Origin of the sequence: Streptomyces sp. NPDC015532, from assembly GCF_043078065.1 — a bacterium.
GTDB lineage: Bacteria > Actinomycetota > Actinomycetes > Streptomycetales > Streptomycetaceae > Streptomyces.
Map to the genome: position 1 here is coordinate 207385 of NZ_JBIBSY010000015.1, position 26654 is coordinate 234038.

General features: G+C 72.9%; 26 protein-coding genes. 9 read left to right on the forward strand and 17 right to left on the reverse strand.

All coding sequences use genetic code 11. The features are described 5' to 3' along the window. Window positions 1-16: 16 nt before the first annotated feature. The gene (locus ACF07B_RS34380; protein ID WP_369482545.1) at window positions 17-361 is read left to right on the forward strand and encodes a hypothetical protein; all 345 of its coding nucleotides are present in this window, start codon (window positions 17-19) and stop codon (window positions 359-361) included. A gap of 57 nt (window positions 362-418) precedes the next feature. Here ACF07B_RS34380 and ACF07B_RS34385 read toward each other — a convergent pair whose 3' ends face one another. After that, window positions 419-811 carry a DUF5997 family protein gene (locus ACF07B_RS34385; protein WP_369482546.1) on the reverse strand — a complete coding sequence of 131 codons (393 nt, stop codon included), beginning with the start codon at window positions 809-811 and terminating at the stop codon, window positions 419-421. Between the two features lie 81 nt (window positions 812-892). Between ACF07B_RS34385 and ACF07B_RS34390 the strand changes: the two genes are divergently transcribed. Further along, a complete protein-coding gene (locus ACF07B_RS34390; protein ID WP_369482547.1) occupies window positions 893-1702 on the forward strand; it encodes a LysR family transcriptional regulator substrate-binding protein in 810 nt (269 codons plus the stop codon). 162 nt (window positions 1703-1864) lie between these two features. Continuing rightward, window positions 1865-2308 carry a DUF6314 family protein gene (locus tag ACF07B_RS34395; protein WP_392181813.1) on the forward strand — a complete coding sequence of 148 codons (444 nt, stop codon included), beginning with the start codon at window positions 1865-1867 and terminating at the stop codon, window positions 2306-2308. Here ACF07B_RS34395 and ACF07B_RS34400 read toward each other — a convergent pair. Beyond that, the gene (locus ACF07B_RS34400; RefSeq protein WP_037628345.1) at window positions 2290-2883 is read right to left on the reverse strand and encodes a histidine phosphatase family protein; all 594 of its coding nucleotides are present in this window, start codon (window positions 2881-2883) and stop codon (window positions 2290-2292) included. The genes ACF07B_RS34395 and ACF07B_RS34400 overlap by 19 nt on opposite strands. 165 nt (window positions 2884-3048) lie before the next feature. Beyond that, a complete protein-coding gene (locus ACF07B_RS34405; RefSeq protein ID WP_392181814.1) occupies window positions 3049-4485 on the reverse strand; it encodes a PLP-dependent aminotransferase family protein in 1437 nt (478 codons plus the stop codon). Between ACF07B_RS34405 and ACF07B_RS34410 the strand changes: the two genes are divergently transcribed. Both ACF07B_RS34410 and ACF07B_RS34415 read left to right on the forward strand, forming a co-directional pair. Further along, the gene (locus ACF07B_RS34410; RefSeq protein ID WP_392181815.1) at window positions 4484-5440 is read left to right on the forward strand and encodes a DMT family transporter; all 957 of its coding nucleotides are present in this window, start codon (window positions 4484-4486) and stop codon (window positions 5438-5440) included. The genes ACF07B_RS34405 and ACF07B_RS34410 overlap by 2 nt on opposite strands. Window positions 5441-5532: 92 nt before the next feature. Further along, window positions 5533-5730, forward strand: a complete 198-nt coding sequence (locus ACF07B_RS34415) for a DUF1918 domain-containing protein (protein WP_326788826.1) — start codon at window positions 5533-5535, stop codon at window positions 5728-5730. 35 nt (window positions 5731-5765) lie between these two features. On the opposite strand, the gene ACF07B_RS34420 is transcribed toward ACF07B_RS34415, so the two are convergent. Next, the gene (locus ACF07B_RS34420; protein ID WP_392181816.1) at window positions 5766-7013 is read right to left on the reverse strand and encodes a glycoside hydrolase family 10 protein; all 1248 of its coding nucleotides are present in this window, start codon (window positions 7011-7013) and stop codon (window positions 5766-5768) included. Between the two features lie 169 nt (window positions 7014-7182). Between ACF07B_RS34420 and ACF07B_RS34425 the strand changes: the two genes are divergently transcribed. Next, entirely contained in the window at window positions 7183-8043 is an 861-nt protein-coding gene (locus tag ACF07B_RS34425) for a 3-hydroxybutyryl-CoA dehydrogenase (protein ID WP_326788824.1), read from the forward strand. Between the two features lie 209 nt (window positions 8044-8252). Beyond that, the gene (locus tag ACF07B_RS34430; RefSeq protein ID WP_392181817.1) at window positions 8253-8510 is read left to right on the forward strand and encodes a hypothetical protein; all 258 of its coding nucleotides are present in this window, start codon (window positions 8253-8255) and stop codon (window positions 8508-8510) included. Window positions 8511-8537: 27 nt separating this feature from the next. Here ACF07B_RS34430 and ACF07B_RS34435 read toward each other — a convergent pair whose 3' ends face one another. The 10 genes from ACF07B_RS34435 to infC all read right to left on the reverse strand — a co-directional run bounded on the left by ACF07B_RS34435 (window position 8538) and on the right by infC (window position 20212). Then, a complete protein-coding gene (locus tag ACF07B_RS34435) occupies window positions 8538-9083 on the reverse strand; it encodes an NUDIX hydrolase (protein WP_392181818.1) in 546 nt (181 codons plus the stop codon). Between the two features lie 188 nt (window positions 9084-9271). Further along, entirely contained in the window at window positions 9272-10612 is a 1341-nt protein-coding gene (locus ACF07B_RS34440) for a transcriptional regulator (RefSeq protein ID WP_369482565.1), read from the reverse strand. 398 nt (window positions 10613-11010) lie between these two features. Then, window positions 11011-12249 (reverse strand): PP2C family protein-serine/threonine phosphatase, encoded by a 1239-nt coding sequence (locus ACF07B_RS34445; RefSeq protein WP_392181819.1) that lies wholly within the window; start codon window positions 12247-12249, stop codon window positions 11011-11013. A gap of 283 nt (window positions 12250-12532) precedes the next feature. Continuing rightward, window positions 12533-15037: a phenylalanine--tRNA ligase subunit beta gene (gene pheT, locus ACF07B_RS34450; RefSeq protein WP_392181820.1), complete on the reverse strand. Its 2505-nt coding sequence runs from the start codon at window positions 15035-15037 to the stop codon at window positions 12533-12535. Next, window positions 15037-16164: a phenylalanine--tRNA ligase subunit alpha gene (gene pheS / locus ACF07B_RS34455; protein ID WP_369482567.1), complete on the reverse strand. Its 1128-nt coding sequence runs from the start codon at window positions 16162-16164 to the stop codon at window positions 15037-15039. The genes pheT and pheS overlap by 1 nt, the downstream gene beginning before the upstream one ends. Before the next feature lie 182 nt (window positions 16165-16346). Next, window positions 16347-17522, reverse strand: a complete 1176-nt coding sequence (locus ACF07B_RS34460; RefSeq protein ID WP_369482568.1) for an ATP-binding protein — start codon at window positions 17520-17522, stop codon at window positions 16347-16349. Between the two features lie 53 nt (window positions 17523-17575). Further along, entirely contained in the window at window positions 17576-18436 is an 861-nt protein-coding gene (locus tag ACF07B_RS34465; RefSeq protein WP_392181821.1) for a TrmH family RNA methyltransferase, read from the reverse strand. 265 nt (window positions 18437-18701) lie between these two features. Continuing rightward, on the reverse strand, window positions 18702-19085 hold the full coding sequence (gene rplT / locus ACF07B_RS34470; RefSeq protein ID WP_007457565.1) for a 50S ribosomal protein L20: 384 nt from the start codon (window positions 19083-19085) through the stop codon (window positions 18702-18704). Window positions 19086-19179: 94 nt separating this feature from the next. Further along, window positions 19180-19374, reverse strand: coding sequence for a 50S ribosomal protein L35 (gene rpmI / locus ACF07B_RS34475; protein ID WP_006374321.1), 195 nt, complete (start codon window positions 19372-19374; stop codon window positions 19180-19182). Between the two features lie 106 nt (window positions 19375-19480). Continuing rightward, the gene (gene infC, locus ACF07B_RS34480; protein ID WP_369482579.1) at window positions 19481-20212 is read right to left on the reverse strand and encodes a translation initiation factor IF-3; all 732 of its coding nucleotides are present in this window, start codon (window positions 20210-20212) and stop codon (window positions 19481-19483) included. Window positions 20213-20613: 401 nt separating this feature from the next. Here infC and ACF07B_RS34485 point away from each other — a divergent pair, with 401 nt between their 5' ends. Next, the gene (locus ACF07B_RS34485; protein ID WP_362398440.1) at window positions 20614-20970 is read left to right on the forward strand and encodes a DUF1844 domain-containing protein; all 357 of its coding nucleotides are present in this window, start codon (window positions 20614-20616) and stop codon (window positions 20968-20970) included. A 42-nt stretch (window positions 20971-21012) separates the two neighbouring features. Here ACF07B_RS34485 and ACF07B_RS34490 read toward each other — a convergent pair whose 3' ends face one another. Further along, on the reverse strand, window positions 21013-21744 hold the full coding sequence (locus ACF07B_RS34490; protein WP_384238851.1) for an SseB family protein: 732 nt from the start codon (window positions 21742-21744) through the stop codon (window positions 21013-21015). Window positions 21745-21893: 149 nt separating this feature from the next. Here ACF07B_RS34490 and ACF07B_RS34495 point away from each other — a divergent pair, with 149 nt between their 5' ends. Beyond that, on the forward strand, window positions 21894-22859 hold the full coding sequence (locus ACF07B_RS34495) for a serine hydrolase (protein ID WP_392181822.1): 966 nt from the start codon (window positions 21894-21896) through the stop codon (window positions 22857-22859). 78 nt (window positions 22860-22937) lie between these two features. Here the strand turns inward: ACF07B_RS34495 and mycP are convergent, their stop codons facing one another. Together mycP and ACF07B_RS34505 are read right to left on the reverse strand one after the other, a co-directional pair. Continuing rightward, a complete protein-coding gene (mycP, locus tag ACF07B_RS34500; protein ID WP_392181823.1) occupies window positions 22938-24248 on the reverse strand; it encodes a type VII secretion-associated serine protease mycosin in 1311 nt (436 codons plus the stop codon). Then, window positions 24245-25063, reverse strand: coding sequence for a hypothetical protein (locus ACF07B_RS34505; protein WP_392181824.1), 819 nt, complete (start codon window positions 25061-25063; stop codon window positions 24245-24247). Before ACF07B_RS34505 ends, mycP begins: the two co-directional genes overlap by 4 nt. Window positions 25064-26654: the final 1591 nt, after the last annotated feature.

Consider the following 26654-nt stretch of genomic DNA (forward strand, 5'->3'; position numbering starts at 1 on the left):
CCTTGGAGGAACGACCGTGTCATCGTCGCCGTCCGCGCACTGGAGCGCGTACGAGATCTTCGCCGTCCTGTCGGGAATCATCCTGATCGGAGCGGCCTTCGTCCCCGGGAACTCGTTCAAGAACCGCGCCTGGGCCGCTCTGGGCGGGATCTTCCTCACCTGTTACGGGTGGTACGTCGCCCATCAGACGACGGGCACGTTCCAGTTCCCCGTCGTCATCTTCCTGATCCCGCCGGGCGCGGTGATCTACCTGCTCGTCAAGGCGTTCGGGCACTCGGGCGGCACGGCATCCCCGCCCGGCGCGAACGGCTCCGGGGCGCCCGGTCCCGACGGGCGCGGCACCCCGGGGACCGGCGGCTGAGATCCCGGCGCGGGGCGGCCCGGCCTGCGCCGGCCTCCGCGGCGGGCGCGGCCCGGGTCAGGAACGCTTGGCGTCCCGCTCCGCGTTCTTCTCCTTGAGGCGCACCGTCTCCTTGCGGACCTCGGCCTGGGTGGCGCGCTCGCGCCGCAGCCACCCGGGGTCCTCCGTCTTCAGCGCCTCGATCTGCTCGGTGGTGAGAGCCTCGGTGACGCCGCCGCGGGCGAGTCCCGCGATGGAGACACCGAGCTTGGCCGCGACGACCGGCCGCGGGTGCGGACCGGTGCGGCGCAGTTCCTGGAGCCAGGCGGGCGGGTCGGTCTGCAACGCGTTCAGCTCAGCACGCGAGACGACACCCTCCTGGAACTCGGTGGGGGTGGCCTCGAGGTACACACCCAGCTTCTTCGCCGCGGTGGCGGGCTTCATCGTCTGGGCGGTCTGGTGCGAACTCATGGGGTCAAGGGTATCGAGCGCGCGGGCCTTCGCCGACCATCGCCGGTACGGCGCCATGGCCACGGCGGGTAATCTGACGTGGTGACCGGCTCCGAAGCATCCCCCTCGTTCAGGCTCGCCTACGTTCCGGGGGTGACGCCCTCGAAGTGGGTGCGGATCTGGAACGAGCGGCTGCCCGACGTACCCCTCGCCCTCGTCCCGGTCTCCGCCGACGAGGTGTACGACGTCCTGCGGCGCGGCGACGCCGACGCGGGCTTCGTCCGGCTGCCGGTCGACGGGACCGACCTCAGCGCGATCCCCCTCTACACCGAGACGACGGTCGTCGTGGTCCCGAAGGACCACATCGTGACGGCGGTCGAGCAGGTCAGCGGCGAGGACCTCGCCGACGACATCGTGCTGCACCCCCTCGACGACCCGCTGGACTGGGAGCGGCTGCCGGGCAGGCCCGCGCTGGAGCGGCCCGCGACCGCCGCGGACGCCGTGGAACTCGTCGCGGCGGGCATCGGGGTCGTTCTCGTACCGCAGTCCCTCGCCCGTCTCCACCACCGCAAGGACCTCACGTACCGGACGGTCACGGACGCCCCCGAGTCGCGCGTCGCGCTGGCCTGGCCCGAGGAGCGGACCACCGAACGGGTGGAGGACTTCATCGGCATCGTGCGCGGACGCACGGTCAACAGCACCCGGGGGCGTTCCCAGACCCCGCCGGCGGCGGCGCAGAAGGACCGGGGCGCGGCGAAGTCCACGCCCCGGAAGTCGGACTCGGGCGGCGCCCGGCGCACGTCCGCGCCCGGCAGGACGGGTGGCAAGGGCGGCGGGACCTCGGCCAAGAACACCCGGGGCGGCGGCCCGAAGGGCGGCGCCAAGCGCGGCAAGCCCCGCCGCAGCTCCTGACCGGGCTCCACCCTCCCCCCGACCCTGGTCTCGGCCCCTGGGATGCCCCGAAGCCCCCTGACCGGTACGCCGGTCGTCGGCCGGTGACCGGGGCGGCAGGATAGGGGGAGGCCGGCGCGCGTCGAGGGGCGCCGCATCGGACGGGACGGAGAGCGGGACGGCATGGGCGAGTTCTGGCCGGTCGAGGACGTGCTGACGTACCTGCGCGGAAGCTGGCGGGTCGAGCGCACCGTACGGGACCTCGCGAGCGACGCCGAAGGCCGCTTCACCGGCACGACGGTGTTCGGGCCGCTGGAGGAGGGCGGGCTGCTGCACCGGGAGTCGGGCACGTTCGTGTGGCAGGGCGTCGCGCGGGCCGCCGAGCGGACCCTGCGGTTCCTGCCGGGCCGGTGCCCCGGGACCGCCCTCGTACGGTTCTCCGACGGCCGCCCGTTCCACGACCTGGACCTGACGACCGGGCGGTACGTCGCCGACCACCCCTGCGCCGCGGACCTCTACCGCGGCGAGTTCACCGTCCGGGACGAACACCACTGGCGGTCCGTCTGGCGGGTGCGGGGACCCGCGAAGGACCTGGTGCTCACCACCGGCTACACGCGCCCGACCTGAGCGGGCGCCCCGTCGACGCGCAGATTCCAGCGGCCCGCCCGGCCCGTCACGGTGATCGCCGAGAGGGGACGGACGTCGATGTTCCAGTACGTCGACGGCGGCGCCTTCAGCGCGTAGACCAGCGCGGCCCGTACCACCGACGGCTCGGCCACCGCCACGATGCTGCCGCCGTCCTCGCCCGGCCGGGTGTCGAGCCAGGCGCCGACCCGGGCGATGAAGGCCAGCAGGCTCTCACCGCCGTGGGGCGTGGAGCGCGGATCGGACAGCCAGGAGTCCACGGCCTCGGGCTCGCGGGCCATGGCCTCGCCCAGGGTGAAGCCCCGCCAGCGGCCCATGTCGCAGTCACGCAGCGCGAGCTGGACCAGGGGCGCGTAGCCGAGGACGTCACCGGTGGCCCGGCTGCGGGGGGTCGGCGCGCAGTAGCGCAGCTCGGCCGCCGCCAGTGGCAGCAGCCCCGCGGCGGCGCGCTGCGCCTCCTCCCATCCCGCCTGGTCCAGCGGCCGGTCGTCCTCGAAGCGCTCCGCCAGCAGCGCGGAACTGCGCGCGGCGGCGACGAACGTGACCCGAAGATGCATGCGCAGATCGTGGAGCGCGGGACTCCGCAGGTCAAGAGTGTTACGCAGAGTATCCGAATATTCACGGAACATCGGCTTCTGGTCTGTGCACCGACGGTGAAGGGGCTCTGTAGCCGCGCCGTCGCGTCCCACGGCTCCCCGTGGCACGAGGTCCGGCGCCTCCGCTCAGGCCCGCACCTCGTCGTACGCCGCCGTCAGTCGTCGTACGCCCTCCGTGATCTCCTCCGTCCCCGCCACCGCCGCGAAGCTCAACCGGATCTGGGCGGCCGGGGGTTCGGCGCTGTAGTAGGGGCGGCCGGGAGTCACGGCCACTCCCGCGCGCAGGGCGGCGGCCACCAGCGCGGACTCGTCGGTGCCGTCGGGCAGCCGCGCCCACAGGTGGTAACCGCCGAACGGGATGTGAGGCAGGGCGAGTTCGGGGAGCCGCAGCCGCAGGGCGGCGGTCATGGTGTCCCGCCGGACCTTCAACTCGGCCGAAACGGTTCGCAGATGGCGCGGCCAGGCCGGCGAGCCGACGAGTTCGAGCGCGGCCTCCTGGAGCGGGCGCGGCACGAAGAAGGTGTCGACGACCTGGATGGCGCGCAGCCGCTCCAGTACCGGACCGCGCGCGGCCAGGGCGCTGACCCGGAAACTCGGCGAGGTCGCCTTGGTCAGGGAACCGACGTGCACCACGACGCCGTCGGGGTCCTCGGCGGCCAGTGGCCGTGGCAGCGGGCCCGCGTCCTCGTGCACAAGGCGGCGTACGAAGTCGTCCTCGATGACGAAGGCTCCGGCGTCCCGGGCGATGCGCAGCACCTCGCCGCGCCGCTCGGGCGCGAGCACGGCGCCGGTCGGATTCTGGAAGAGCGGCTGGCAGACGAAGACGCGGGCGCCGGTCACCCTGAAAGCGTCGGCCAGGAGCTCGGGTTTCACCCCGTCGGGGTCCACCGGGACCGGAACGGGGCGAAGGCCGGCGGCGCGGGCGATGGCCAGCATGCCCGGATACGTGGGTGACTCGACCAGGACGGGGGCGCCGGGCGGCGCGAGCGCGCGCAGGGCGGTCGTCAGGGCGGTCTGGCCGCCGGCCGCGACCAGGACCTCGGCGGCGCCGATCGCCCCGCCGATACCGCGCGCGAACCACTCGCGCAGTTCGGGCAGTCCCTCCATGGGCGGCCGTGACCAGGCCCCGGGGCGGCGGCCGGCCCGGGAGAGGGCCGCGCCCATCGCCCGCTCCGGCTGGAGCGAGGGGTGCAGATAGCCGCCGTTGAACTCGATGACACCGGGGGGCGGCGCGGCGAGCGAGGCGAGAACGCCGGAGGCGTCCACGGTGCGCGGGACGGCCTCCGTCGCGGCGTCCGCGCTGAGCGCGACCTCCTGCCAGGAGGTGTCCCCGGTGGAGGTGGTGGCGGGCCTGGGCCTCGCCCGGAAGGCGCCCGCACCGGGCCGGGTGACCACGAGCCCCTCGGCGGCCAGTTGTGCCAGCGCCCGTGACACGGTCACCGGGCTCACGCGGAACCGCTCGACGAGGGCCCGGCTGGACGGCAGCTTTCCACCGGGAGAGTAGCGGTTCAGCTCCTGTCGCAGCCGATCCGCCAGATCGCCCACACTGCTACGCTCTTGCATGAGAGCAGAGAGTAGCGCTATCGACCGGACCGGGATAGCGGTCAGCACCGGCGTCGAGCCCCCGGCCTCCGTCCCGCCCCGCGGCCCCGTTCCGGCGGACCGCCGCTCGGGCACCCTTCAGGCGGCCCTGGGGGTCACCGCCTTCTCCCTCACCTTCCCCGCGACCGCCTGGGGCCTGGAGGGCTTCGGCCCCTGGTCGCTGGTGACCGTGCGCTGCGTCCTCGCGGCGGTCCTCGCGGGCGGCTGCCTCCTCGCGCTGCGGATCCCCCGGCCCGCCCGGCGGCATCTGGCGGGCCTCGCCGTCGTCGCCGCCGGTGTCGTCCTCGGTTTCCCGCTCCTGACGACCCTCGCCCTGCGGACGTCGACCACCGCGCACGCGGCCGTCGTCGTCGGGCTGCTGCCGCTCACGACGGCGCTGTTCTCGGCGCTGCGCACCGGCGCGCGGCCGTCGCGGACGTTCTGGGTGGCGGCCTGCGCGGGGGCGGCGGCCGTGATCGCGTTCACCGTGCAGCAGAGCGGCGGTGCCCTGACCGGTGCGGACGCCTATCTCTTCGGGGCCCTGCTGATCTGCGCGGCGGGCTACACCGAGGGCGGCCGGCTGGCCCGGGTGATGCCGGGCTGGCAGGTCATCGGCTGGGCCCTGGTCCTGTGTCTGCCGCTCAGCGTTCCGGGCGCGCTGCTGGCGCTCTCCTTCGAGCCCGTGCACCTGACGGCGCACAGCGTGACCGGGCTGCTGTGGGTCGCGGTCGGTTCGCAGTTCCTCGGCCTGGTGGTCTGGTACCGGGGGATGGCCTCGATCGGGATTCCCAAGGCGAGCCAGTTGCAGCTCGCCCAGCCGCTGCTCACACTGGTGTGGTCGGTACTGCTCCTGGGCGAGCGGCTCACCCCGGCGGCGCCCCTGACGGCGGCCGCCGTCCTCGTCTGCATCGCCCTGACCCAGCGGGCACGGGGCTGACCCGCACGCACAGGCCGCACCGACCCGCGCCCCGGGCCTTTCCGCCCGAGGCCACGAACCGTTGCTCCCGTACAGACGAGGAGACCGTTCAGATGCACGCAACCAAAGGCGACCAGCTGGTGCAGCACGGCAGGACCGTCGGCCAGCACGACAAGGTCGCGGAGATCACCGAGGTCATGGGAGCCGAAGGCGCTCCCCCCTACCGCGTGCGGTTCGAGGACGGTCACGAGGCCGTGTGCTCGCCGGGGCCGGACTCCGAGATCCGCCACCGGGACATGCCGCCGCGGTAGGACGGCCCAACGGCCGCCGGGATGCCGGCGGCCGCTCAGCGCGGGGGCTTCGCCGGCTGCCGGTAGTGGTCGGCGACCACCCGTGCCATCGCGCCGATCCGGTCGGCGCCCGCCTCCGAGGCCGCGAAGAAGACATGTCCGCGCACTTCGGCGTGGCCGCGGGCCAGGGTGAGATGCCGGGAGAGTTCGGCCGGGTCCCGCCATGCCGCGGGCTGCGCCGGGTCGCCCGCCTTGTACAGCGCCTCGCCCGCGTACAGGTGCACGCCGGTGCCCCGGGTGACCCGCGCCCACCAGGGCAGCAGCTTCGCGTAGTCGGCGGCGGCGAAGCCGATGTTCCAGTAGAGCTGGGGGCAGATGTAGTCGACCCAGTGCCGCCCGACCCATTTCCTGGTGTCGGCGTACAGGTCGTCGTACGTCTCGACGCCGGCCCGGGTCGGCGAACCGAGCGGGTCGGTCGACGCGTTGCGCCAGACGCCGAAGGGGCTGATGCCGAAGCGGACCCCGGGGCGGACCTTCTTGATGCCCTCCGCCATCTCCTGCACCAGCAGGTCGATGTTGTGACGCCGCCAGGCCGACCGGTCCGGGAAGCCCGCGCCGTGTTCGGCGTACGCCGCGTCGTCGTCGAAGCGCTCGCCGGGCACCGGGTAGGGATAGAAGTAGTCGTCCCAGTGCACGCCGTCGACGGGGTACCGGCGCACCGCGTCGAGCATCGCGGCCCGGACGAACGTGCGGACCGGGGGCAGTCCGGGGTTGTAGTAGAGCTTCCCGCCGTGGCGCACGGTCCACTCCGGGTGGAGACGCGCGGGGTGCGAGGGGGCGAGCCTGCCGGGGTCCGGTTGTCCCGACACCCGGTAGGGGTTGAACCAGGCGTGCAGTTCCAGACCGCGCGCGTGGGCCTCGCGCACCGCGGTGCCCAGCGGGTCCCAGCCGGGATCCTTGCCCTGGACGCCGGTCAGGTACCGGGACCACGGCTCGTACGGAGAGGGCCACAGCGCGTCGGCGGCGGGGCGGACCTGGAAGATCACCGTGTTGAGGCGCAGACGTACGGCCGTGTCCAGGTGGCCGACGAGTTCGGCGCGCTGACGGGCGGGGCTCAGGCCGGTGCGGGAGGGCCAGTCGCGGTTCGACGCGGTGGCGAGCCACATGCCGCGCATGGCGCGCGGGGCCGCCGGCCGGTGCGGTGGGACCGCGGCACGGGCGGCTGCGGCGTCCCCCGCCGTGCCGACCCCCGACAGTGCCCCGAGCGCGGCCGCCGCGAACGCCCGGCGTGGCAGTCGCCCCATGTCCGTTACCCCCTACGCTGCGAACCCGTCCGGTCACGTTTCGTATCGGGAACCAGCATGCACCACCCCGGCGATCGATCATCGATACTTGGGGGTAACGTGCACGTTCGGAGCAGGGCCCGAACAACGGACGACCTGCCGGGCCGTACGGATCAGCGAAGGGGACGATGTGACCGACATCGAGCGCGTCGGAGTGGTGGGCTGCGGCCAGATGGGAGCGGGCATTGCCGAGGTGTGCGCCCGCGCCGGTCTCGACGTCAAGGTCGCCGAGACCACCGGCGAAGCCCTGGAGATCGGCCGGACCCGGCTCTTCTCCTCCCTGTCCAAGGCGGCCGGGCGCGGAAAGATCTCCGAGGAAGAGCTCAAGGCCACCCAGGACCGGCTGAGCTTCACCACGGACCTCGGCGAGTTCGCCGACCGTGACCTGGTGATCGAGGCCGTCGTCGAGAACGAGCAGGTGAAGACCGAGATCTTCCAGGTGCTCGACCAGGTGATGACCAGGCCGGACGCGATCCTGGCCTCCAACACCTCCTCGATCCCGCTGGTGAAGCTGGCCGTCGCGACCTCGCGTCCCGACCAGGTCATCGGCATCCACTTCTTCAACCCGGCCCCGGTGCAGCAGCTCGTGGAGCTGATCCCGGCGCTGACCACCTCCGAGGGCACCATCAGCCGCGCCCAGCTGTTCGCCGAGAAGGCGCTCGGCAAGCACGCGATCCGCGCCCAGGACCGCTCGGGCTTCGTCGTCAACGCGCTGCTGATCCCCTATCTCCTGTCCGCGATCCGGATGTTCGAGTCGGGCATGGCGAGCCGCGAGGACATCGACAACGGCATGGAGATGGGCTGCGCCCACCCGATGGGCCCGCTCAAGCTGTCCGACCTGATCGGTCTCGACACGGTGGCCTCGGTCGCGTACTCGATGTACGAGGAGTACAAGGAGCCGCTGTACGCCGCTCCCCCGCTGCTCCAGCGCATGGTCGACGCCGGCCGCCTCGGCCGCAAGTCCGGTTCGGGCTTCTACACCTACGGCTGACCAGGCCGGACATCGACTGAACACCCGCTCCGCTCACCGGAGTTCGCACGGGCCCGGCACCTTCTGTGGTGCCGGGCCCGCGGCGTTCACACGCCGTGTGCGTACCGGGCTCGCATATGCCTGGCGCACACTCTCCCCACGTGTCCACCAGGCGAGTTGACTTTCCGTGCACAGACAGGGATGTGCCGACCACGGAAAGGAGCGGACTCGTGAACGCCGACCCCGAGCATCCCGCGGCACCGAAGGAGATCGCGGAGTTACGCCGGTCGCTCGAAGTGGGGTTCACCCGCATCGAGGGAGGACTGGCCCTGCTCACGCAGCGCGACGACCAGACGGCCAAGGACCTCGATGACCTCAGCACACGGATCGTCGCGCTCGAACACACCCGCTGGCCACTGCCCACCCTCGCCGCCGTCGCGGCCGTGGGCGCGCTGGCCGTGGCGGTCTGGCAGGCCCTGGGGCACTAGGACCAGGGGGCTGTGAGGGGGGACCGGTCAGGGCAACGCGTCCTGTCCGAGCCTGAGATGGTGCAGGAGGAGCAGTGCGGCCGCCATGTTGGCGGCCGGGACCTCACCCCGGGCGACCATGTCGGGAACGAGCTTCAGGGAAACCCACTCCCGGCGGTCGGACTCGAAGTCGTCCACGGGGTGTCCGATGTACACGCCCTCGTCGGCCCAGTAGATGTGATGCCGGGCGTCGGTGAGCCCGTTGGAGGGCTCGACACTCATCAGATGCCTCAGGGGTCCCGGCCGCCACCCGGTCTCCTCCTCCAGTTCGCGGGCCGCCGCCACGGCGATGTCCTCGCCGTCCTCCACGACGCCCGCCGGGAGCTCCCACCCCCAGCTGTCGGTGATGAAGCGGTGCCGCCACAGGAGCAGCACCTCGTTGGCCTCGTTCACCACCGTGGCCACGGCGACGGGCCGCAGCCTGATCAGGAAGTGATCGAGATGCCGCCCGTCCGGCAGCTCCACATCTGCGAGATTGACGCTGAACCAGCGGTTTGCATACACAGTTTGTTCGTTCTGTTTCGTCCACTGCACGGTTCTGCCACCTTCCGCCGAGTGATGGCAATATGGCAGCAGCCGCGTCCCGACAGCAGGGCTCACTGGGGTCGGGGCGCAGCACAGTGGCGGTGAACACGGCCGCGCGCGACGGTCGCCCGCGCCCCGGCGCCGCTCGGGCCGCGGCGCTCCGGCGCCGCCTGTGAAGCGGCTCGCCGGGCTGCTTCCTACAGCGGTACGCGCAGTGCGCCGTCGATGAGTTCAGCGGCCTCGGTCGTGCCCGAGCAACCGCTGCGCACCAGGTGTTCGCGTACCGCGCGCAGTCTGTCGCGCAGCCGCTGGGACTCCATCCCCCGTGCCTGCTCCGCCATCCGGACGGCCGTCGCCACCGCTTTGTCGGCGTTGCCCTGGCGCAGTTCGATCTGGCTGAGCATGGCCAGCCGGTGCACGCGCCCCCGGTCGTGCGCCGGAGTGTCGACCGCGGCCGCCGCGTGCTCCGCGGCGGCCACCAGGTCGCCGAGGCTGAGCAGTGCCTCCGCCACCTGTACGTTGACCAGTCCCGGCTGGACATAGCCGGTCTCGTCGGGCTCGTAACCGCGCCGGATACGCTCGGCGGCCTGCTCGGCACGCCGTATGCAGGACAGCGCGCTGCTGCCGTCGCCGAGGTGCGCGTACGCCTTGGCCTGCATGGCGTAGAGGTCGGAGGCGAGCGCCGGGGTGATGTGGCGCCCCGCCGCCCGTAGCGCGGCCTCGGCGAAGGCGACCGCCTGCCGGTACTCGCGCATGAACAGCGACTGGTTGACCAGCAGCGCTATGACGTACGCACCAAGTCCCCTGTCCCCACTGGCCTTCGCCAGACGCAGTGCCTGGTGGAAGTAGCGCTGGGCGAGTCCGTGCGCGTCGGAGTCGTAGGCGCAGATGCCCGCGATGGCCACCAACCCGCCGGTCGCGCGGTGGAGTTGGCGGCCGGTGGCGTCGGTGTAGCTGCCGCGCAGCAGGGGTGCGGTCTCGGAGTTGAGGAAGCCGACGATCCGGGTGCGGGTCGCTATGCCGCCGGCCTTGCGGTACATCTGCTCGTAGTGGGCCCGCGCCGCGCGCAGCATCTCGATGTCGGCCATGCTGACCTGATGGCGGCCGCCGCGGGAGACGTCCACGTCCTCGGGAGGGTTCTCCCACTCCCACACGGGCATCACGGCCGGGGTTCCGGTGACGGCCTGGGCGCCGAGGATGTGCGGGCGCTGCTGTTCGTCGGAGCGCCACAGAGCGGTGGCGCGTTCGACGAAGCCGGAGAGCGAGCCGGCGTGCGGGGTGGCGGGCTCACCGGGGACGCCGAGGCCGATGTCGTCGAGCGTGACCGGCCGGTGCAGGCGTCCCGCGAGCACCTCGCAGATCAGGTCGGGCACCTGACCGCGCGGCCGCTGGCCCTTCAGCCACCGTGCCACGGCGGTGTGTTCGTAGCGCAGGGCCAGACCGCGGGCCCGGCCCGCCTGGTTGACGTGGGCGGCGAGCCCCGCGTGCGATATGCCCGCCTCGTCGAGGATCGCGTCGAGCAGAGTGTTGGGCTGCATGGGAGGCCCCCCGGGTGGCTCGTTGCCGACGGCGCCGGTCGTGCCGACCGCGCCCGACCGCATCAGAGAGAGTAGTGCGTCCCCTTTCACACGGGGTGTGATGGGAATGCCCGTATCCGCGCTGTGCGCGCGCTGTCGCGGAGAGTTTCGCACCGGTTGACTGAAATGCCTCGCAAGAGGCCGGCCGGGCCGCCGGCTCCCCCTCGTACAGTACGGCGGCCCGCTCCGCGCCGTCCGCCCGGCCGCCTGCCCGACACTCCGTGGCCGGGCGGACGGCAGAGCCGGTCGGCCGGGGCGTCCGCGGGACTCCGGTCGTCCGGGTGTGGGTCCCGTGGCCGGTCGCCCTCCGGCCGGGGAGGTCGGCCGCGACCGGTGGCCGCCCCTGCCCGCCGTGCGCGCTAGCGCGGCACATGCCGGGACACACGGCCCGGTTTCAGGGCGAGGGGCCGGCGGTCGTTGTGGAGCACCAGGAGGGCCACGTCGTCGTCGGGCCGGCCGCCGGTGTGGCGCAGCAGGCCGGTGAGCACCGCGCGCAGCACGGCCTGCGGTACGACGGGTCCGTCGCGCACGGCCGCGGTGAGCGCCGGCAGCAGCGGAAAGAACCGCCCCCGGGCGTCCCGCGCGTCCTCGGCACCGTCGGTGTGCAGGAAGAGACCCTCGCCGGGCCGGAGCCGGCCGCAGGATTCGGCCGGGAGACGGGCCGGCAGCGGGAACGGCCCGAGCGGGGGCAGTGGTTCGGCGCGGACCAGGGGCCGGACGCGGCCGCGCGTGAGCAGATACGGCCAGGGGTGGCCGCAGTTGAGGGCGTGCACCTCGCCGTCCCCGCGGATCTCCAGGAGCAGGACGGTGACGAACTCCTCGGCGGTGTGGCTGTCGGGGTCGGGCCCGGAGGAGGGGGGTTCGGCGCGGTCCCGTTGGCACAGGTGCCGGGCCAGCGCCCGCTCCAGTCTTCTGAGGACGCCGTCGAGTCCGGGTTCGTCGTGCGCGGCCTCGCGGAAACTGCCGAGGACCGCGGCGACGGTCCCGATGGCCCCCAGTCCGTGGCCGCGGACGTCTCCCATCACGACCCGCACACCGTGCTCGGTGGCGATCGCCTCGTACAGATCGCCGCCGATGCTCGCGCCGTGGTCCGCGGAGAGCTGGGCCGCCGCGATGTCCAGTCCGTCGATGCGCGGGGGCAGCGGGCGCAGCAGGACGTTCTGCGCGGCTCCCGCGACCTTGCGGATCTGCCGGAGCTCGCGCATCACCGCTCGTCTGACGTGGAGTATCAGACCGGCTCCGACCGCGAAGAAGACGGCGCTGGTGACGACGCGGGCGCCGAGCCCGTTCTCCTGAGCGAGCGGGCAGGCCATCTTGTACGAGATCGCGAGCGCGCCCCAGACGGCGGGCAGCCCCAGGTTCACCGCCCGGCGCGGCGGCGGCCGGTCGGCGCCGCGCGGGACCCGGTGGCGGAGCGCGCCGCGTCCGCACGCCGCCGGGGTGAAACAGAGGCGGGGCCGGCGACCGCGCACCGCCCGGTCGAATCCGGCCCGCAGCCGGTCACGCCGACGGCGCGGGCCGAGGACCGTTCTGGCCGAATTCCCCGAATGCGTCCGAAGCGTCGCCCTGCGGGAAGCCCCGGTCTTGATACGGATCATGCCGATTGGCCCCCCAATAGGCACGGACAGCGCAGACGGCCTCGGAGAGACCGCTCCGATTCTGTCGACCGTCCGGCCCGGCCGGGCCGGATCACCCGGGCATGTCACCCGAATGAGTGAGGTGTCTTCGGACACCCGCATTTATGCAGGCAGGGGCCGTGGAACCGCTGGGCAGGAGCCGGTGGAACCCGCTGAAACAGGCGCGGGGAACCGTGCGCCAGGCCGCGAGATGATCCGCGGCCCCATCATGGCGCACAGTTCCCCGGGACACCCGGTGGAGCGGTCAGGCTCCGCGCAGCACCGCCCCCGTGCGCTCGGAGGCGAGCGCCACCGCCGCATCGCGGGCCGCGGAGGCCTCGTCGACGGTCAGCGTGCGGTCGGCGGCACGGAACCGCAGCGCGTAGGCGAGGGACTTCTTGTCCGCGCCGAGCTGCTCGCTCTCGTACTCGTCGAACAGCCGGATGGACTCCAGGAGTTCACCCGCGCCCTCGTGCAGGGCCGCCTCGACGTCCGTGTGCGGGACGCTCTTGTCGACGACCAGCGCGACGTCCTGCGTGGCGACCGGGAAGGTCGAGATCTTCGGGCCCTTGGGGTGGCCCGAGCTCGCCCGCTCCAGCGCGTCCAGGTCCAGCTCCATCGCGCAGGTGCGCGCGGGCAGGCCCAGCGTCTTCAGGACACCGGGGTGCAGCTCACCGGCGTACCCGATGACCTGCTCCGCGCCGTCCACCACGACCGCGAGCTCGGCGCAGCGGCCCGGGTGCCACGGCCCGTACTGACCGGAGCGGACGAGGAGTTCGGTCCCCGACTCGCGGGCCAGGGTGCGCGCGGCCTCGATCGCGTCGGCCCAGTCGGCCGGGCGTCCCTTGCCCCACCAGCCGGCCTGCTCGCGGGCGCCCGCGAGGACGACGGCGGCGTGCCGGGGCTGGGCGGGAAGCGCGGCGGTCAGGGTCGCGATCTCCTCGTCGGTGGGACGGCGGTCGACGGGCAGCCGCCCGGCGACACGCGGTTCCTCCCGGGGGTGGAAGACCAGGCCTGTCTCGAAGAGCGCCAGGTCGTGGCTGCCGCGTCCGTCGTTGCGGCGCAGGGCGTGCAGCAGGCCCGGCAGCAGCGTCGTACGGAGCGCGGGCTCCTCGTCGGAGAGCGGGTTGACCAGCTTGACGACCTTGCGCTTCGGGTCGTCCTCGGCGAGGCCGAACTGATCGAAGACGTGCTCGCCGATGAACGGGTAGTTCGGCGCCTCGACGTATCCGGCACCGGCCAGCGCGCGGCCGGCCCGGCGGTGCAGCCGCTGCCGGTCGGTGAGGCCGAGGCCCGCCGGGGGCTTGGGCAGCGTGGAGGGCAGGTTCTCGTAGCCCTCCAGCCGGATGACCTCTTCCGCGAGGTCGTTCGGGTCGGTCAGGTCGGGCCGCCAGGACGGCACGGTGACGATGAGCTCGTCCTGCCCGTAGACGTCGCAGCCGACCTCCTGGAGGCGGCGGACGACGGTCTCGCGGCCGTAGCCGACACCGGCCACCTTGTCCGGGTGGTCGGCCGGGATGGTGATGGTGTGCGGCGCGGACGGCGCGATCACCTCGGTGACCCCGGCGTCGGCGGTGCCGCCCGCGAGGAGCACGAGGAGGTCGACGGTCCGCTGGGCGGCGGCCGAGGTGGCCTCGGGGTCGGCGCCGCGCTCGAAGCGCTTGGACGCCTCGGAGGCCAGCTTGTGACGGCGGGCCGTGCGCGCGATGGTGATCGGGTCGAAGTGCGCGGCCTCGATGACGACCTCGGTGGTGGTGCCCTCGGTGTCGTCGATCTCGGTGTGGGCGCCGCCCATGACGCCCGCGAGGCCGATGGGGCCGCGGTCGTCGGTGATCACCAGGTCGCCGGCGTCCAGCGTGCGCTTGACGCCGTCGAGGGTGGTGAGCTTCTCGCCCTGCTCGGCCCGGCGCACGCCGATCGTGCCCTGGACCCGGCTGCGGTCGTAGGCGTGCAGGGGCTGGCCGAGCTCCAGCATCACGTAGTTGGTGATGTCGACGGCGAGCGAGACCGGGCGCATGCCGGCCTTCTGGAGCCGGCGGCGCAGCCAGATCGGGGACTGGGCGTCGGGGTCGAGGCCGGTCACCGTACGCGCGGTGAAGCGGTCGCAGCCCATCGGGTCGGAGACCCGCACCGGGTGGCCGAACGCGTTCGGGGCCGGGACGTCGAGCAGCGCGGGGTCGCGCAGCGGCAGGCCGTAGGCGGTGGCGGTCTCGCGGGCCACACCCCGCAGCGACAGGGCGTAGCCGCGGTCGGGCGTGACGGCGATGTCGAGGACCTCGTCGACGAGCTGGAGCAGCTCGATCGCGTCGGTGCCGGGCTCGGCCTCCGGCGACAGCACGATGATGCCGCCGCTGCCGTCGTCGCCCATGCCCAGCTCGTCGCCGGAGCAGATCATGCCGTGCGAGGTCTTGCCGTACGTCTTGCGCGCGGCGATCGCGAAGTCGCCGGGCAGGACGGCGCCGGGCAGGACCACGACGACCTTGTCGCCGACGGCGAAGTTGCGCGCGCCGCAGACGATCTCCTGGGGCTCACCGGTGCCGTTGGCGGTGCCGACGTCGACGGTGCAGAAGCGGATGGGCTTCTTGAACTCCGTCAGTTCCTCGATGGTGAGCACCTGGCCGACGACCAGGGGGCCCTTGAGGTCGGCGCCGAGCTGCTCGACCGTCTCGACCTCGAGGCCGGCCGAAATGAGCTTGGCCTGGACGTCGCGCCCGGTCTCCGTCGCCGGCAGGTCGACGTACTCCCGCAGCCAAGAAAGCGGGACCCGCATCAGATCTCCATCCCGAACGGCCGGGTGAACCGGACGTCACCCTCGACCATGTCTCGCATGTCTTCAACGTTGTGACGGAACATCAGCATCCGCTCGATGCCGAACCCGAAGGCGAATCCGCTGTACTTCTCCGGGTCGACGCCACAGGCGACCAGCACCCGCGGGTTGACCATGCCGCAGCCGCCGAGCTCGATCCAGCCCTCGGAGGAGCAGGTCCGGCAGGGGCGGTCGGGGTTGCCGACGGACTCGCCCTTGCAGACGTAGCAGAGCATGTCCATCTCGGCGGACGGCTCGGTGAAGGGGAAGTAGTTCGGGCGCAGCCGGGTCTTCATGTCCGGGCCGAAGAGCGACTGGACCATGTGGTCCAGGGTGCCCTTGAGGTCGGCCATGGTCAGGCCCTCGTCGACGGCCAGCAGCTCGATCTGGTGGAAGACCGGGGTGTGCGTGGCGTCGAGCTCGTCCGTGCGGTAGACGCGGCCGGGGCACACGACGTAGACGGGCGGTTCGCGGTCGAGCAGGGCGCGGGCCTGCACCGGGGAGGTGTGGGTGCGCAGCACGACACCGGACTCGTCGCCGTGGGTGCCCTCGGGGCCCTGGACGAAGAAGGTGTCCTGCATCTGCCGGGCCGGGTGGTCGGGCGTGAAGTTGAGGGCGTCGAAGTTGAACCACTCCGCCTCGACCTCGGGGCCCTCGGCGACCTCGTATCCCATGGACACGAAGACGTCCGCGACCCGCTCCATCATGGTGGTGAGCGGGTGCCGGGCGCCGGACGGTACGCGGTCGTAGGGCAGGGTGACGTCCACCGCCTCCTCGACCAGGACGCGCGCGTCGCGCTCGGCCTCCAGTTCGGCCTGGCGGGCGGCGAGGGCCTTGTTCACGGCGCCGCGGGCCTGGCCGACGAGCTTGCCGGCCGCGGCCTTGGCCTGCGGGGGCAGTGCGCCGATCTCGCGGTTGGCGAGGGCCAGCGGAGAGGTGCCGCCGGTGTGGGCGACCTTGGCCTCCTGGAGCGCGTCGAGGTCGCCGGCGGCGGCGAAGGCGGCGAGCGCCTCGTCCCGCATGCGCTCGATCTCTTCCGGTTTCAAGGCCTCGACCTCTACAGGGTCGTACGACTTATTAGGTGCCGACATCTCTTCCCGTGCTTCCGGTTGGCTGGCTGAGGGTCCCCGTCATCGACTCGGAGACGAATCGTCCGCAGATGAGAGGACGCAAAGGTGCCAAAGGCCGAGTCTAACGGGGGTGGGGGCCTGCCCAGGACTGGGCGTCCTCGCGGTGCTCCCGTGCGGATGCGCCCGTGGGGGCCGCTGTGGCGTTACAGAAGGTACGCCGGGGTGCCCACGGGCAGCGTAAATCGGAACTCGGCGCCCCCGCCGGGGGCGCGGCCGACCGTGATGGTGCCGCCGTGGGCCTCGACGATGCCCTTGACGATGTAGAGCCCGAGGCCGGTGCCGCCGCGCTTGCTGCCCCGCCAGAAGCGGGTGAAGACGCGGTTCATGGACTCCTCCGGGATTCCGGTGCCCTCGTCGCTCACGGTGACCGACGTGACGGCGTTCGCCGTGCCCTCCTCGTCCGGCCGCTCGCGCGGCGAGGTGGAGGGTGCCACGTCAATGGTGACGGTTCCCTCTCCGTGGCGCACCGCATTTTCGATCAGGTTGCTGAGCACCTGGTCGACCTTGTCGGGGTCGGCCCAGAGGCCGGGCAGGGGCTGCTCGATGCGGAGCAGGAAGCGGTCGGCGGGCTGGCCGGAGGCGACGTACGCCTGGATGTGCCGGCCGACGGCGGCGCCGATGTCGACGGGCTGGCGGCGCAGTTCGAGGCGCCCGGAGTCGATGCGGGAGATGTCGAGGAGCTCGGCGATGAGCCGCGTGACACGGTTCGCGTCGGCGTCGACGGTCTCCAGCATCAGTTTCTTCTGGTCGTCGGTGAAGCGCTCCCATTTGGCGAGCAGGGTCGCGGTGAAGCCCTTGACGGAGGTCAGCGGCGAGCGCAGTTCGTGGGCGACCGTGGCGATCAGCTCGGCGTGGCTGCGCTCGGTGCGGCGGCGGGCCTCGGTGTCGCGCAGGCAGACGACGACCCGGCGGACCGGTCCGGTGGGGTGGGTGCGCACATAGCGGGCGGACACGAGGATCTCGCGGCCGCCGGGGAGCAGCAGATTGCGCTCGGGCTGGCCGTTGCGGATGGCGAGACCGCCGTAGGGGTCGGTCATCTGCCACCAGCGGCGGCCTTCCAGGTCCTCCAGCGGGAGCGCCGATTCGAGCCGGCGGCCGAGGGCCTCGGCGGCGGGGACCGCCGTGATCCGGGCGGCGGCGGCGTTGAAGCAGACGACCTGGCCGTGTTCGTCGGCGACGACGATCCCGTCGGGCAGGTCGTCGGGGTCTATGCCGAGACCGGGACCGCCTCCGGCGGCGTCATCGCGCGGGGGCGCGGATGTGCCGCGCGCGTCTCGTGCTCGCAGCGCGCTGTGGGCACCGCCCGTGCCGACACTCATCCCCGTACCCCACCTCTCGTCTGGCGCAGAGGGCCCCCGGGCCCGTCACCCTACTAGCTGCCGGTGACGGAGCGGCACCCTGTGGAGGCGCGCTGTGCACGGGCTGACGCGTAGAGACATACGGCCGCGGCCGTGGCCAGGTTCAGGCTCTCGGCCTTTCCGTGGATCGGAACGCGCACGACGGCGTCGGCCAGCGCGCGGGTCTCCTCCGGAAGCCCCCAGGCCTCGTTGCCGAAGACCCAGGCGGTGGGGCCGCCCATGGTCCCCTTGTCGAGCTCGTCGTCGAGGTCGTCCTCACCGGCGCCGTCGGCGGCGAGGATGCGGACGCCGGCGGCCTTGAGTCCGGCCACGGCCTGCTCGACGGGCACGCCGACGGCGACGGGCAGATGGAACAGGGAGCCGACGGAGGCGCGTACGGACTTGGGGTTGTAGAGGTCGACGGACGCGTCGGTGAGGACGACGGCCTCGGCTCCGGCGGCGTCCGCGCAGCGCAGCACGGTCCCGGCGTTCCCGGGGTCGCGGACGTGGGCGAGCACGGCGACGAGACGGGGCCGGGCCTTGAGGATCTCCTCGAAGGGGGTGTCGAGGAAACGGCAGATCCCGACGAGGCCCTGCGGGGTGACCGTGGTGGAGATGTCGGCGATGACCTGCTCTTCGGCGAGGTGCACCCGGGCGCCGGCCCGGCGGGCGCCGTCGACGATGTCGGCGTAGCGCTCCGCGGCCTCGACGGTGGCGAACAGTTCCACCAGGGTCGCGGTGCCGTCGGCGCGGTGCGCGGCGGCCTCCCGGACGGACTGCGGCCCCTCGGCGAGGAACAGCCGCTCCTTGCCCCGGAAGTTCCGCCTGGCGAGCCGCCGGGCGGCCAGGACACGCGGGGAACGGGGCGAGATCAGCTCGGGGCTGGCGGGGGGCATGTTCTGGTTCACCTTCGGTATCTGTGCGGCGCGCAGGACGGCGGGGCGACTCGGCTCCGGCCCCCGGGGGCGCGGGGCCCTGTCGATCTGCGGCTCGGACGCGATGGGGGTCCCCCCTGTTCGAGCGGAGCCGAGAACTCGGGGGAGCGATCAGCCCCCGATGGCCGACACCCGGACGAACAGCCTCAGCGGGCGACAGCAGCAAAGGACCCGCAGGCCGAAACCTGCGGGTCCTTCGGTCACGTCGGCTGGAGCCGGCGTGGCGTCACGCGGCCTTCGGCGCGTTGACGTCCGACGGCAGCGCCTTCTGCGCGACCTCGACGAGCGCGGCGAACGCGTTGGCGTCGTTGACGGCCAGCTCCGCGAGGATCTTGCGGTCCACCTCGATGTTGGCGGCCTTCAGACCCTGGATGAGGCGGTTGTACGTCATGCCGTTCTGGCGGGCCGCAGCGTTGATGCGCTGGATCCACAGCTGACGGAAGTCGCCCTTGCGCTTCTTGCGGTCGTTGTAGTTGTAGACCAGGGAGTGGGTGACCTGCTCCTTGGCCTTGCGGTACAGGCGCGAACGCTGGCCGCGGTAGCCCTTGGCCGCCTCGAGGATCGCCCGGCGCTTCTTGTGTGCGTTTACTGCCCGCTTGACGCGTGCCACTTTTAACTCCTTGTAGCGGGGCCGTGGTTGGACTCACACGACCCGAAATCGATGGGGTCCCGGATCAGACGTGCGGCGCCTGGGCGCCGGTACGTCACTTGCCGAGAAGCTTCTTGATCTTCGCGGCGTCGCCCGGGGCCATCTCGGCGGTGCCGGTGAGACGACGGGTCACGCGGGACGACTTGTGCTCGAGCAGGTGGCGCTTGCCGGCGCGCTCACGGAGCACCTTGCCGGAGCCGGTGATCTTGAAGCGCTTGCTGGCACCGCTGTGCGACTTGTTCTTCGGCATAGCGCCGTTCTCTCCTCGTCAGTGGCGTTCCGGTGCCCGGTCGCGGGACCGGGCACGGTGGAACGTCATATGTATGAATTGGCGTCCCGGGGCGTCAGCCCTGGGATCAGGCCTCGGCTGATGCCTCGGCCGGAGCCTCGGCGGACTCGGCCTCGGTGATCTCACCTTCGACGGCTTCGCCCTCGACGGTCTCGCCCTCGGCGAGGTCGTCATCGGCGGCGTTCTGCGAACGACCAGGGTTGGCCTTCGCTTCTGCCTTGCGAGCCGCCTGAGCCTCACGGGCCTCGGCCATCGCCTCGGTCTTCTTCTTGTGCGGACCGAGAACCATGATCATGTTTCGGCCGTCCTGCTTCGGGTTCGACTCGATGAACCCGAGGTCCTCGACGTCCGTGGCGAGACGCTGCAGCAGTCGGTAGCCGAGCTCCGGCCGGGACTGCTCGCGACCACGGAACATGATCGTGATCTTGACCTTGTCGCCCTGCTTGAGGAACCGGACGACGTGACCCTTTTTGGTGTCGTAGTCGTGCGGGTCGATCTTCGGCCGGAGCTTCATTTCCTTGATGACCGTGTGCGCCTGGTTCTTGCGCGCCTCACGGGCCTTCATGGCCGACTCGTACTTGAACTTCCCGTAGTCCATGAGCTTGCAGACCGGCGGGCGTGCGCTCGCGGCCACCTCGACCAGGTCGAGGTCATACTCCTGAGCAAGCTCCAGGGCCTTGGCAAGCGGAACAATCCCGACCTGCTCGCCGCTGGGACCGACAAGTCGCACTTCGGGAACGCGAATCCGGTCGTTGATGCGGGGCTCGGTGCTGATGGATCCTCCTCGGTAGCACCACACGGCGGTCTGGCGGACAGCCGCGTATGTCTCTGATGACAGTGGACCAACCATCACGGCACATGAAAAATGCCCCGGACGGGACACAGGCGGGGCTCCATGGCTAACCGGAGCACCGCCGCGGTCAACCGCGGGGCGCACATCGGGCGACTCCACCGTCCGTACGGAACGGTGGTGGCCACCTGACCGGATGACCCGCCGTCCCGGAGGACAGTCGGGTGGGAGATCGGAGCCTCCACTTGTGGGCTGAGCACATACGTGAGCACATACGTGTCCAGCCGGTCGTTACACAAGGTTAGCAGTTCCGCCGGGTACGCGCTAACCGGAGGCCGCCTCAGCGCCGCTCACCGGGCGGAACGCTCCCGCGGACGGGGGCACGCGCGCCGGGGCCTATCGTGTGAGGCATGAGTGACACCCCTCCCCAGAACCCCGACTACGACACCATGACCCGCGACATCGCCGAGGTCCCCGCGGTCGAGGTCATCGTGACGGTCGCCGTGAACCTGATGAGCGCCGCCGCCGTGAAGCTCGGTCTCACCGAGGAGGGCGACGAGCACAAGGACCTGGACGAGGCGCGCAAGCTGGTCGCCGCGCTCGCCGGGCTGCTCGACGCGAGCGCGACCGAGATCAGCTCCTTCCACGCGGCGCCGCTGCGCGACGGTCTGAAGTCCCTCCAGCTGGCCTTCCGCGAGGCGTCCCTCGTCCCGGACGAGCCGGGCCAGGGCCCGGGCGAGAAGTACACCGGACCCGTCTACGGCTGACCCGCGTCCGTCCGTCGCACGGACACGGACCCACCCGCGTACCTATCCGCGTACGTACAGGGGCTCGCCCGGAGGCGTCGCCTCGGCCGGCAGCAGTGCCAGGTCGAGGCCGCGCACCAGGCGGGCCCTCAGTGTTTCGTCGGCCGCGAGCCGCTCGGCCACCGCGCGGGCGGCCTCGGCGGGGGCGGCCGACGGGTCGAGCACGAGCGCGAGGGTGCCGTCCGCCGGACCGGGGCCCAGATGGGCGCGGACCACCAAGGGCTCCGCGGCGACCGCGGCGCGTACCGCCTCGACCACGGCGGGATCGGCGAGCGGATCGGCGGTCGTCCGTCCCTCCGCGAGCGCCAGCAGGGCGGAACCGGTCAGCTGGTAGGAGACGGGCCCGGCCAGGTCCAGCACGATCGTGTCGGCCTTCTCGTGCGCCGCGGCCTCCAGGACCTGGTTCAGGCGTACGGCGACGGGGCGGGCCTCGGGATCCCAGCGGGCCAGCGCCTCCGTGGACGTGAAGGCGGGCAGGGCCGTACGGTTCCCGGCCTTGAGCGTGGGGACCGCCATGTCGCTGGTCTTCTCGCGGCGCAGACCGTTCTCGTCCTCCTCGACCTCGCCGAGGATCGCCACGACGGGCACGAGGAGCCGGGCACCCGTGAGCGCCTCCAGGAGGGGCGGTACGGCGGTGCGGTCGGCGGACCAGGCCGCGAGGGCCGCGCTCAGCCGGGGGTCGGCCGAGCCGTCGTCGTCGGAGAAGCCGGGGTCGGGAATGTTCTTGTTCGCCACGGTCCCCGACCCTATAGGGGGGATGCTGCTGGGCTTGTGCGCCCCCTGAAACCCCGAGTTGACAGGATTCACGAGTTTCTCAGTCTTCCCTGACACACCTCTAACACTGGTCTAACCGCAGACACAGCCCGGCCGTCCAGCATCAGCGGATGGACCGTCACAGAGCACGCGGGCGCCGAGCCCGGCCCTCCCGACGCAAGCCGCTTCTGTACGCCGCGGTCGCCTCCGCCGTCCTCGTGGGCGCCACCGCGACCGGGGCGGTGTACATGAAGGCACAGGCGCACGACGGTCCCGCCGTCGTATCGTCGGCCGCGTCGGCATCACCCTCGTCGTCGCCGGCCGTGAACGAGGAGGCATCGGTGGAACCCGTGGCGGAACCCTCCGTGGACCGGGACGCCCTGCTCGCCAAGGCGCTGGAGTCGGTGACGGTGGCGGCCGGAGCGAAGACGTCGGTGGCCGTGCTCGACGTGGACTCCGGCGAGAGCGCCGCCTACGGTGACGCGGCCTTCGACACCGCGAGCATCGTCAAGGTGAACATCCTGGCCGCGCTGCTGCTCCAGGCACAGGACGCGGACCGGCATCTGACCGTGCGGGAGAAGACGTACGCCACCGCGATGATCGAGAACAGCGACAACGCGTCGGCGACCGCCCTGTGGGCCTCCATCGGGCGGGCCGACGGTCTGGGCGCGGCGAACAAGCGCTTCGGTCTGACGGACACGCGGGGCGGCGACGGCGAGCTGTGGGGGCTGACCCGGACCACGGCGAGCGACCAGCTCACGCTGCTGCGCCAGGTGTTCGGGGACGAGTCCGAGCTCAGCGCGGCCTCGCGGTCCTATCTCCAGGGGCTCATGGGCGGGATCGAGACCGACCAGCGGTGGGGGGTGTCCGCCGCTGCCGACGACGGTTCTCGATGGGCGCTGAAGAACGGGTGGCTGGCGCGCAGCACGACCGGGCTGTGGGACATCAACAGCATCGGGCGGATCTCGGCCGGCGGCCACGACTATCTGGTGGCGACGCTGTCGAACGGGAACTCCACGCAGGCGAAGGGTATTTCGCTGGTGGAAGCGGTGTCGAAGGCCGCGGTGTCCGCGTTCCAGGACACGGCCGAGGGCTGAGGCCGGCCGCCGCAGGGCCGGCCCGCGGGGTCAGGTGCGGTGGGCCACAGGTGCGGTGGGCTCCAACGGCTTGTGCGGCTAAGGCCGTTCGAAGGGTTTCGTGTCTCTGCGCCCGCGCCACAGGAACACGGCGGCCGTCAGCAGGGCGAGGCCCAGGGCGCCCGCGAGGGGGGCCGCCCATACGGCCGAACTGCCGCCGTCGTCGGGGGCGTCGGGGCCTGTGCCGAAATACCGGTGGCCGTACTCGGCCGACGTGAGGCCGCTGTCCGGCTTGAGCCGTCCGGCCGCCTTGATGGCGGCGGCCGGGTCGACGAAGCCGAAGCCCCGGGAGTCGTCGCGGCCCCCGGAGGGAACGTTGCGGGCGGTGTCCTCCAGCAGCCGTTTGATCTGTGCGGGGGACAGACCCGGGTGGGCGGCCTTGACGAGCGCGACCGCTCCGGAGACGAACGCGGACGCCGCGCTGGTGCCCCAGCCCTCGTAGTACCGGTCGTCCGGGTCGGCGATGACCACGTCGACGCCCGGGGCGCTGACGGTGGCGTACCAGCGGCGGGTGGAGAAGGACGCGTGGGTTCCGTAGCGGTCCACGGCCGTCGCCGCGATGACGCCGGGGTAGGCGGCGGGGTACGAGATGTGGTCGCCCTTCTCCCCGCCGTTGCCGGCGGAGGCGACGACGGCGACGCCCTTCTTCAGCGCGTACTGGACGGCTTCGTCCTCGGCGGGTTCGGGGTGGGCCGACCTGGAGTCGTCGCCGAGGGAGAGGTTGATGACGTCGGCGCCGTGGTCGGTGGCCCAGCGGATACCGTCCGCGAGGGCGTTGCCACGGGTGTTGCGGGCCTTGGAACGCGCCGGGTCCTTGTCCTCCAGGATGACGCGGACGGGCAGGATCTTCGCCTCCGGGGCGATTCCCATGACGCCGTTGGCGTCGCCGGGCCCGTGGCCGTGCCCGGCGATGATGCCCGCCATGGCGGTGCCGTGCCGGGCCCAGCTCGCGTCACCGCGGCTCGCGCCGAAACCGACCAGGTCCTTGTCCGCGAGGACATTGCCCTTGAGATCGGGGTGCAGGGCGTCGACGCCGGTGTCGAGGACGGCGACGGTGATGCCCTTGCCCTTGGTCGTGCGCCACGCCTGCTGCGTGTGCATCGCGTCGAGGCCCCACTGCTGGGCGCGGATGCCGTCGGCGTGCGCGGTGGCCGCGGGCACCAGGGCGAGGGAGGCGGCGAGCAGGGCGGCGAGGGCGCCGGCCCTGCGGGAGATCCGGGGCCCGCGGGCCTCCGGGGCCGGACGCGGGTGCCGGGCCCGGCCGACGGGGGGCGTCGTAGGGGTCGTACCGCTACGACCGCCGGCGCGGGACTGCCGGATGCGGCCGTCGGGGCCGTCGTCGCGGGTCATGACGGCTTCTCCGTGGACGAGGTGACGGTCTTGCGAAGGCCTCGCTCGACCCGGTCGGCGAGGCCCTGTGCCTCATGGCCGAGGCCCGCCTGGGCCGCGGCGGTGGTCGAGTCCGGCCTCATCGCGTCGGCGGCGGGCAGCGGGGCGGCGACCGTACGCCCGTCCGCGAACCCGGAGACCGCGTACACGACGACGGGGGCGTCCGTGAGGACCGACACCGTCCAGGAGGCACGCTGGGCCTGGCCGAAACCCTCGGCCGCGGTGCCCTTGGCCGCGTAGGGCAGGGGCAGCAGGTCGGTGCGCCGTTCCAGGCCCTCCTTGCGGAAGCGGGCCTTCAGGGAGGTCATGCCCGCCGCGTCCGCCTTGGTGAACAGCAGGCCGACGGTGGTGACATGGCTGCGGGTCGCGTCCACGTACGTGGCACGCAGCAGGCGCAGGCAGCCGACGGGGGCGAGGGCCTGGCGCAGCAGCGGGTCGAAGGCGTCCTTGCAGCCGGAGTCGGGGGCGACGGCGATCCGGGTCCAGGCGCGGTCGGAACCGCCGGGGCCCGCGCCGTCCCCGCGCACGGTCGGCGGGAAGAGCCGGTCCACGGGCACGCTGTGCCAGAGCTCTCCGGCCGATGTGAAGGCGCCGGGCGAACCGGGTGCGTCGGTTTTGTCGCCGGTGAGCCAACTGCCGGTCACCGCGCCGCCGATGAGGCCGAGGCCGAGCACGACGCACGTCGCGGCGGTCACGGCGCCGGGCCGGGCCCGCCGGCGGAACCGACGCACGCGCGCGGTGTCGCCGCCGTACGTCTCGGGCTCCGCGAACGACACGAAGGGGCGCTGTACTTGGGGGGTCTCCTCGGTGGGCGCCGCCGGGGCGGGAATGAACGGCCGCGCGGCCGGGGCCGGGGCCGGGGAGGCCGGGGCCGACTGATCGTTTCGCCCGGACCGCGTCTCCCTCGTCGCTTCCGCGACCCGCTCCCCGTAACCGGAGCCCCGCTCGGACGCCCCGGACCCGGAGGAACGCGGGGGCTCGGGCGGGCGCGAGGGGACGGAGGAGTGCGGAGGCGCGGAGAAATGCGCGGCCCCGGACGGGCGCCGCGGCCCGGAGGGGCGTGAGGAGTCGGACGGGTGCGAGGAGTCGGACGGGTGCGAGGAGCCGAGAGCGCGCGACGGGTCGGCGGACGGCGGGGGCTCCGACGGCGGCATGGAGTCCGGGGGGCGCGGAGGCTCGAAGGCGCGCGGGGGCTCGGACGGGCGCTGAGGCGCCGACGGGTGCGAGAGCCGGGCGGGACGCGGGGCGGGACGCTGCGTCCCGCCGGGCCGCGACGGCCCCGCGGTGCCCGGAGCCTCGTCGGCACGTGCCGGGCCGGCGGACGCGGGGGGCGTGTCCGGGAAGCGTGCGGAGGCCGCGGGGGGCGGCGGGGCCGACGGTCCCGTCCGGCCCTCGGGGCGCAGGTGGGGGTAGCGCCGGGCCTCCGGCCGCGACGCGGGACCGGGACCCTGAGAAGCCGCGTCCGGCGCGGAGCGCCGCGAAGCCTCCGACGGCGGGGCCGGGTTCACCGACGGGGAGGTCGCGGAGTCGTACGGGGCACCTTGCGAGACGGGGCGCGGCGCGGCGGACGATGCCGAACCGGTCGGGGCGGACCGTCGCGCGTCGTGCTGCGGTGTTCCGGGCGAGACGGGTCCTGGCGCGTCGGGTCCCCGCACGCCGTTCGCGGCGGCCCCCGGCGTCCCCGTCGGACCGGACGGTGGCGCGTCGGACCCCGGTGTGCCGGACGAGGCCGACCACGGCCTGCCGGGCGAGACGGACTCCGGCGCGGCGGGAGCGGCTGCCCCCGGAGCACCGGGTGAAGCGAACCCCGGCGCACGGGAGGCGGTCGGCTCCGGGGAGCCTCCCGCACCGGCCGAGGCGGGCGTCGGCCCGCCGGACGAAGCAGTCCCAGGGGTACGGGGCGCGGCGGCCCCGGACGCACTCGCCGACGCGAACCCCGGCGCACGGGACGCGGCCGGGTCAGGCGAACCCGTCACACCGGCCGAGGCGGACGCCGGTCCGCCGGACGAACCGGTCCCGGGGGTACGGGGCGCAGTCGGCGAAGCCGCTCTCGGGCGGGTGAGCGAGTCGGGCCTCGGGGTGCCGGGAGCGGCTGAATCCTGGGCGCCGGGCGCGGCGGCACCCTGCCTGCCGGGCGTACCCGGCGAAGACGCCCTCGGGCGGGTCAGGGACACGGCGGGCCCCGGAGCGCCGGGAGCGGCTGAGTCCGGCGCTCCGAGCGCGGGGGCTTCCTGCCTGCCGGGCGGAGCGGTCCCGGTTCCGCCGGACCCGGTGGACGCCCGTGTACCGGACGAGGCCGGCCGCGGCTCGGACGCCGGGGCGGACCTCGGGGCGTTCGTCGCGGCGGAGGGTGCGTCGGGCTCCGTG

What these genes read in the sequence shown, in the direction of transcription:
- ACF07B_RS34410 (WP_392181815.1), top strand. Translation starts at nt 4,484, where the DNA reads ATGAGAGCAGAGAGTAGCGCTATCGACCGGACCGGGATAGCGGTCAGC.
- ACF07B_RS34465 (WP_392181821.1), bottom strand. Translation starts at nt 18,436, where the DNA reads ATGCCCCCCGCCAGCCCCGAGCTGATCTCGCCCCGTTCCCCGCGTGTC.
- ACF07B_RS34445 (WP_392181819.1), bottom strand. Translation starts at nt 12,249, where the DNA reads ATGATCCGTATCAAGACCGGGGCTTCCCGCAGGGCGACGCTTCGGACG.
- rpmI (WP_006374321.1), bottom strand. Translation starts at nt 19,374, where the DNA reads ATGCCGAAGAACAAGTCGCACAGCGGTGCCAGCAAGCGCTTCAAGATC.
- mycP (WP_392181823.1), bottom strand. Translation starts at nt 24,248, where the DNA reads ATGACCCGCGACGACGGCCCCGACGGCCGCATCCGGCAGTCCCGCGCC.
- ACF07B_RS34485 (WP_362398440.1), top strand. Translation starts at nt 20,614, where the DNA reads ATGAGTGACACCCCTCCCCAGAACCCCGACTACGACACCATGACCCGC.
- ACF07B_RS34440 (WP_369482565.1), bottom strand. Translation starts at nt 10,612, where the DNA reads ATGCAGCCCAACACTCTGCTCGACGCGATCCTCGACGAGGCGGGCATA.
- ACF07B_RS34385 (WP_369482546.1), bottom strand. Translation starts at nt 811, where the DNA reads ATGAGTTCGCACCAGACCGCCCAGACGATGAAGCCCGCCACCGCGGCG.
- ACF07B_RS34495 (WP_392181822.1), top strand. Translation starts at nt 21,894, where the DNA reads ATGGACCGTCACAGAGCACGCGGGCGCCGAGCCCGGCCCTCCCGACGC.
- pheT (WP_392181820.1), bottom strand. Translation starts at nt 15,037, where the DNA reads ATGCGGGTCCCGCTTTCTTGGCTGCGGGAGTACGTCGACCTGCCGGCG.
- ACF07B_RS34405 (WP_392181814.1), bottom strand. Translation starts at nt 4,485, where the DNA reads ATGCAAGAGCGTAGCAGTGTGGGCGATCTGGCGGATCGGCTGCGACAG.
- ACF07B_RS34415 (WP_326788826.1), top strand. Translation starts at nt 5,533, where the DNA reads ATGCACGCAACCAAAGGCGACCAGCTGGTGCAGCACGGCAGGACCGTC.
- ACF07B_RS34420 (WP_392181816.1), bottom strand. Translation starts at nt 7,013, where the DNA reads ATGGGGCGACTGCCACGCCGGGCGTTCGCGGCGGCCGCGCTCGGGGCA.
- ACF07B_RS34395 (WP_392181813.1), top strand. Translation starts at nt 1,865, where the DNA reads ATGGGCGAGTTCTGGCCGGTCGAGGACGTGCTGACGTACCTGCGCGGA.
- ACF07B_RS34400 (WP_037628345.1), bottom strand. Translation starts at nt 2,883, where the DNA reads ATGCATCTTCGGGTCACGTTCGTCGCCGCCGCGCGCAGTTCCGCGCTG.
- pheS (WP_369482567.1), bottom strand. Translation starts at nt 16,164, where the DNA reads ATGTCGGCACCTAATAAGTCGTACGACCCTGTAGAGGTCGAGGCCTTG.
- ACF07B_RS34460 (WP_369482568.1), bottom strand. Translation starts at nt 17,522, where the DNA reads ATGAGTGTCGGCACGGGCGGTGCCCACAGCGCGCTGCGAGCACGAGAC.